The sequence below is a fragment of the Microbacterium sp. genome (assembly GCF_051953575.1).
Classification (GTDB): domain Bacteria; phylum Actinomycetota; class Actinomycetes; order Actinomycetales; family Microbacteriaceae; genus Microbacterium.
The window spans coordinates 1-5,984 of record NZ_JBQCIP010000109.1 but is presented as its reverse complement, the minus strand read 5'-3'; the positions used below and the strand labels follow the sequence as shown (position 1 = coordinate 5,984).

Here is a 5,984-nt window from a genome sequence, read left to right as displayed (position 1 = left end):
CGCCGGGATCTGGCGGCCGGTCAGGGCCGCGTAGATCACCAGCAGGTTCGACACGCCGGGCTTGTTCTCGCGGTCGTAGCGGACGGACCCCTCGGAGTCGGTCACCGCGCGCATGACCTTCTTGGCCGACTTCGCCGGGTCATCGAGCAGCCACAGCACACCGGCATCCGACTCCGCCGACTTCGACATCTTCGACGTCGGGTTCTGCAGGTCGTAGATGCGCGCCGTCTCCTGCTGGATGACCGGCATCGGCACACGGAACGTCTGCCCGAAGCGGCTGTTGAACCGCTCGGCCAGGTCGCGCGTGAGCTCGACATGCTGCTTCTGGTCGTCGCCGACCGGCACGATGTCGGTCTGGTACAGCAGGATGTCGGCGGCCATCAGCACCGGATACGTGAACAGGCCCACCGAGGTGGCATCCGACCCGTAGCGCGAGGACTTGTCTTTGAACTGCGTCATGCGCCCGGCCTCGCCGAAGCCCGTGACCGTCGACAGGATCCACGCCAGCTCGGCGTGCGCGGGCACATGCGACTGCACGTACAGCGTCGACTTCGAGGGCTCGATGCCGGCGGCGATGTACTGCGCCGCCGTGCGCCGGGTCTTCTCGCGCAGGTGCGCGGGATCCTGCGCGACCGTGATGGCGTGCAGATCGACCACCGAGAAGAACGCGTCGTAGGACTGCTGCAGATCGCGCCACTGCATGAGAGCCCCGATGTAGTTGCCGATCTGAAGGGAATCGGCCGAGGGCTGCATGCCGGAGTACAGGCGCGGTTTGCTCATCGCTCAAGTCTATGAGGCGGATGCCGCCACCCCGCGCGGCAGGACCGGTCCGGCGCCGGTCAGAGCCCGATCGTGTAGTCCGCGACGACCGGGGCGTGGTCGCTCCACCGCGTGTCCCACGAGGGTGCCCGCACGACGCGGTAATCCGTCACCCGGTCACCGAGCTGCGGTGTCGCGAGGTGGTAGTCGATGCGCCACCCGGTGTCGTTGTCGAACGCGCGGCCGAGCATCGACCACCATGTGTACGGGCCGTCGACCTCTCCGTGGAATCGGCGTCCGACGTCGACCCAGCCGAGGCCCGTTCCGGTGGAGCCGTCGACACCGGTCACCTCGGCGCCGTGCTCGCCGAGGAATCGGTCGAAATACGCGCGCTCGCGCGGCAGGAACCCCGCCTTCTTGAGGTTGCCCTTCCAGTTGCGGATGTCGAGCTCGCGGTGCCCGACGTTCAGGTCGCCCATGATGAGCGCGAGCGGTGCGTCGGCGGCGAGCTGCGGCATCCGCTTCTCCATCGCGTCGAGGAACGCCCACTTGGCGTCCTGCTTGGGCGTCTCGGCCTCGCCGGTGTGCACATAGGCGCTGACGACGACGAGCTTCTCGCCGTCGATGTCGAAGTCGGCCTCGATCCAGCGGCCCGCGCTGTCGAGCGGCTCGGGGCCGAGCACGCGGCGCACCTCGACGGACGGCATGCGGCTCGCCACCGCGACACCGGCCCGCCCCTTGGCGAGGGCCTCGTCGTTGACGATCTCCCACCCCGGGAGGGCTGCGCGCAGCTGCTCCTCGGTGGCGCGCACCTCTTGCAGCGCCATCACATCGACGTCGGCCTCTTCGATCCACTCGAGCATGCCCTTGCGGACGGCTGCGCGGATTCCATTGACGTTGACAGAGGCGATGCGTACGCGGCGGGGCATGCTTTCGAGACTATCCGGCGCCGCCGACATTCAGCCCGCGTGCGGGTGCTTGCCCGCCGCGGTCGCGACCGCGGGAGCGGATGCCTCCACCTGCGCGAGCTCCTGCTCCGCCGCGCGCACTGCACGATCGGCCGCCCACGCCTGGAACCAGGTCGCCGAGTCGCGGGCGTCCTGCGCGGTGCGCAGCCGCACGCGCGCCGCCACGAGCAGCGCCTGGTGCTCGGCCGCCAGCCGCTCGGCCTCGGACTGGGGGATCAGCGGGACGTCGGCATCCTTCGCGGCCACCGCGATCCACGACGCCGCCACGAGCATGATGATGCCGATGATCCGGAACCACAGCAGCAGCGCGATGAACACCGCGAACGTCGCCAGCAGCGCATTCGTCGGCGTGTAGACGAGAAGCCACCCCGTGAAGAACTGCAGCACCGTGATCGCGCCGCCGCCGAGCAGGGCTCCCGGCCAGATGCGACGCCACTTGAGCTGGGTGCCGGTCAGGAATCGGATGAGCGCCGCGAGTGCGCCGCTGAAGATCGCGAACGAGATGAGCACGGTGCCGACCGTGGCGGCGTACTGATAGCCGTTGGAGACGCCGGTCCACCCGAGCCAGTTGAACACGGCCTCCAGCGCCCAGGTGCCCACCGAGGTCGCGGCGAAGCCGAGCAGCAGCGCGAGGGCGAACAGCAGCGCCCCGAGGAAGTCACGCGCCTTCAGCAGGAAGTAGCTGCGCAGATCCGGCGGCAGCCCGAAGATGTCACGCACCGCGCGGCGGGCGAACGTGATGAACCCGATCGCCGTCCACAGCAAGGTGCCGAGCGCGATCGCGCCGGTGACCCCGAGCGTTGTGGTGCTTCCCGTCGCGATCGCCGAGACCTCGGACTCGGTGAAGACCCCCTGAGGACCGATCAGCCCCGGGATGTAGCTGTTCAGCAGGTCGACCAGCCAGTCGATCGCCTGCTCGCTCGCGCCGAGCCACAGCCCGACGATCGCGAACGCCACGTAGATCCCCGCGAACGTCGCGAACAGCGCCTGGTAGCTGACGCCGGCCGCCAGGAGGAAGCCGTTGTGCTGCAGGAAGTGCCGCCACACCCGCACCGGGAACCACGCGAGGGTCTTCTGCGTGAGCACGGTGGCGCGGGAGATCGGCTCGTCGAAGCGCTCGCGCAGCTCCTCCTGCCGAGCCTCCCAGCGCGCGCGGAGCGACTCCTCCTCGCGTTCGGCCGCGTCCGCCTGGGAGCGGGTGTCGCCGGGGCGCTTGTCGGTCACGGAACACAGAGTATCGACGGATGCCGCGTCACGCGGTGGGTGCCGCGCCCTGGCTCTCCGCGGGCCGCGCGGCGGCATCCCTCGCCGACGGCGTCGTGCGGAACCAGCGCAGCACGAACAGCACGGCCAGCAGCACCACGGCCGGGATCAGGAACCCCAGGCCCAGGCTCGGCCCGCCGGCCAGCACACCGACGAGGACCGCACCGACGATGACGCCGGCGTAGTTGAAGATGTTGACGCGGGCGATGACCTGGTCGCTGTGGGCCGGGTCGAGCTCGCCCGCCGCGCCGAAGGTGACGGGCACGACCACGCCGACGGCGACGCCCGCGAGCCCGAAGCCCACCACGGCCGCAGCGGCGAAGGGGAGGAGCGCGACGAGAAGGCATCCGGCGACCGAGACCAGCGTCGCGATCAGGACGAGCCGCACCCGGCCGACGACCGGCAGCAGACGGTCGGTCGCGAGCCGCGTCACCAGGATGCACGCCTGATAGACGGCGTACCCGAGCGGCGCGACCCAGGCCAGCGCCGACAGGTTGTCCTGCAGGTAGACGGTGCTCCAGGTGCTGACCGACGAGTCGACCACGAAGACCGCGAGGATGACGACGCCGAACGCCCAGATCCCTGCGCGCGGCAGCCTGCCGCGCTCCGACTCGGGCAGCGCCTCGTCCACCGGCACGTCCCGCGCGAACAGGCGCGTGCCGACCAGCCCGACGGCGAGGATCACGACCGCCGCGACGGTCATCGCGACACCCGCGCCGACGGCGGATGCCGCCACCCCCGACACCAGGAGCGCCCCGGCGATCGCCGCCGCCGTGTAGCCCGCGAAGAACCCGCCCATCAGCGGCCGGCCGTACGACCGCTGCACCAGCACGCCCTGCATCGCCGACGCCGCGTCGACGCAGCCGAGGCCGACACCGTAGACCGCCAGCGCGCCGACGAACACCGCGAACGGGGTCTCGAACGCGACCACCGGCAGCAGCGCCGCCTCGATGACGAGGCCCGTCGCGAGCGCCGCCCGGCTGCCCCAGCGCACCGACACGAGATCGGCGAGCACCGAACCGAGGGCGGCAGCCACGCTGACTCCGAGGAGGATCAGCGAGATCGTCATGTCGTCGACCTGCTGGCGCTCCTTGAGCGCGGGCAGCGACGTCACAAGGACGGCGTAGCCCAGAGCCTGGGCGGCGTAGGCGGCGGTGACGGCGACACGTGAGGCACGAGGCATCCGCCCGACGTCCTGCTGTTCCCGGTCGCTCCGTTGCGACGTGGTCATCGGGGGCTTTCTACGTCAGGGACGGCCGCGCAGGACGGCCTGCTTGACCTCGGCGATCGCCTTGGTCACCTCGATGCCGCGCGGGCACGCCTCGGTGCAGTTGAAGGTCGTGCGGCAGCGCCACACGCCCTCCTTGTCGTTGAGGATGTCGAGGCGCACGTCGCCCGCGTCGTCGCGCGAGTCGAAGATGAAGCGGTGCGCGTTGACGATCGCCGCCGGCCCGAAGTACTGGCCGTCGGTCCAGAACACGGGGCAGGACGAGGTGCACGCGGCACACAGGATGCACTTCGTGGTGTCGTCGAAGACCTCGCGGTCGACGATCGACTGGATGCGCTCCTTGCCGGGCTCGGGCTTCGAGTTCGCGATGAGGAACGGCTGCACCTCGCGGTACGACGCGAAGAAGGGCTCCATGTCGACGACGAGGTCCTTCTCCAGCGGCAGGCCCTTGATCGCCTCGACGTAGATCGGCTTCGAGATGTCGAGGTCCTTGATCAGCGTCTTGCAGGCCAGGCGGTTGCGGCCGTTGATGCGCATCGCGTCGGACCCGCAGATGCCGTGGGCGCACGAACGGCGGAACGTCAGCGAGCCGTCGACCTCCCACTTGATCTTGTGGAGGGCGTCCAGCACGCGGTCGGTCGAGTACAGCTCGACGTCGTAGTCCACCCAGCGCGGCTCTTCGTCGACCTCGGGGTCGAAGCGGCGGATGATGAACGTGACGAGGAACGACTGGATGCCGGTGTCGTTCGTGGTCTCGGTGGCGGAGTCCGCGTCGGCGACGAGCGTCATCAGTACTTCCTCTCCATCGGCGGGTAGTTCAACTCGCCCTTCTCGTTCCTGGTGAAGACGACCGGCTTCCAGTCCAGGCTGATGTGATCCGCCGCGTCGGACGAGTGCGGGTCGCCCGTCAGGTACGCCATCGTGTGCTTCATGTAGTTCTCGTCGTCGCGCGTCGGGAAGTCGTCGCGCATGTGACCGCCACGGCTCTCCTTGCGGTTGCGGGCGGCGTAGACGACGACCTCGGCGAGGTCGAGCAGGAAGCCGAGCTCGACCGCTTCGAGCAGGTCGGTGTTGAACCGCTTGCCCTTGTCGTCGACGTGCACGTTCTTGTAGCGCTCGCGCAGCTCCTCGATCACCTCGAGCACCTCGCCGAGCGACTCGTCGGTGCGGAACACCTGGGCCTTGCGGTCCATCTCGTCCTGCAGCGTCTTGCGCAGGACCGCGATGCGCTCGGTGCCCTGGTTGCTGCGAAGGCCCTCGATCAGGCTGCGGACCTCGGCGGCCGGGTCCTCGGGGAGGGGCACGAACTCGGCGGTCTTGACGTACTCGACCGCGTTGCGGCCGGCGCGCTTGCCGAAGACGTTGATGTCGAGCAGAGAGTTGGTGCCGAGACGGTTCGAGCCGTGCACCGACACGCACGCGCACTCGCCGGCGGCGTACAGGCCGGGGACGACCGTCTCGTTGTCGGAGAGCACCTCGGCGGCGGTGTTGGTCGGGATGCCGCCCATCGCGTAGTGCGCGGTCGGCATGACCGGCACCGGCTCGACGACGGGGTCGACGCCCAGGTACGTGCGGGCGAACTCCGTGATGTCGGGCAGCTTGGTCTCGAGCACCTCGGCGCCCAGGTGCGTGCAGTCCAGCAGCACGTAGTCGCGGTGCGGGCCGGCGCCGCGGCCCTCGGCCACCTCCTGCACCATGCAGCGGCTCACGATGTCGCGGGGGGCGAGGTCCTTGATGGTCGGCGCGTAGCGCTCCATGAACCGCTC

General features: G+C 69.7%; 6 protein-coding genes. All 6 read right to left on the bottom strand.

What is annotated here, in order from left to right:
* Window positions 1-780, bottom strand: a 780-nt coding sequence (gene trpS / locus ACTHNQ_RS07125) for a tryptophan--tRNA ligase (protein WP_440332340.1), incomplete at its 3' end; no start/stop codon positions are given.
* A 59-nt stretch (window positions 781-839) separates the two neighbouring features.
* Window positions 840-1,688, bottom strand: coding sequence for an exodeoxyribonuclease III (locus ACTHNQ_RS07120; RefSeq protein WP_440332338.1), 849 nt, complete (start codon window positions 1,686-1,688; stop codon window positions 840-842).
* Window positions 1,689-1,718: 30 nt separating this feature from the next.
* Window positions 1,719-2,951, bottom strand: coding sequence for a YihY/virulence factor BrkB family protein (locus ACTHNQ_RS07115; protein ID WP_440332336.1), 1,233 nt, complete (start codon window positions 2,949-2,951; stop codon window positions 1,719-1,721).
* 28 nt (window positions 2,952-2,979) lie between these two features.
* On the bottom strand, window positions 2,980-4,221 hold the full coding sequence (locus ACTHNQ_RS07110) for an MFS transporter (RefSeq protein WP_440332334.1): 1,242 nt from the start codon (window positions 4,219-4,221) through the stop codon (window positions 2,980-2,982).
* A 15-nt stretch (window positions 4,222-4,236) separates the two neighbouring features.
* A complete protein-coding gene (locus tag ACTHNQ_RS07105) occupies window positions 4,237-5,007 on the bottom strand; it encodes a succinate dehydrogenase iron-sulfur subunit (RefSeq protein ID WP_018171869.1) in 771 nt (256 codons plus the stop codon).
* Window positions 5,007-5,984 (bottom strand): FAD-binding protein (locus tag ACTHNQ_RS07100; RefSeq protein ID WP_440332332.1); only part of this gene is annotated, 978 nt, incomplete at its 5' end. The genes ACTHNQ_RS07105 and ACTHNQ_RS07100, both read right to left, overlap by 1 nt.

Excerpts from the sequence above, each read along its gene's own strand:
- ACTHNQ_RS07105 (WP_018171869.1), bottom strand. The coding sequence starts at position 5,007 with ATGACGCTCGTCGCCGACGCGGACTCCGCCACCGAGACCACGAACGAC.
- ACTHNQ_RS07120 (WP_440332338.1), bottom strand. The coding sequence starts at position 1,688 with ATGCCCCGCCGCGTACGCATCGCCTCTGTCAACGTCAATGGAATCCGC.
- ACTHNQ_RS07110 (WP_440332334.1), bottom strand. The coding sequence starts at position 4,221 with ATGACCACGTCGCAACGGAGCGACCGGGAACAGCAGGACGTCGGGCGG.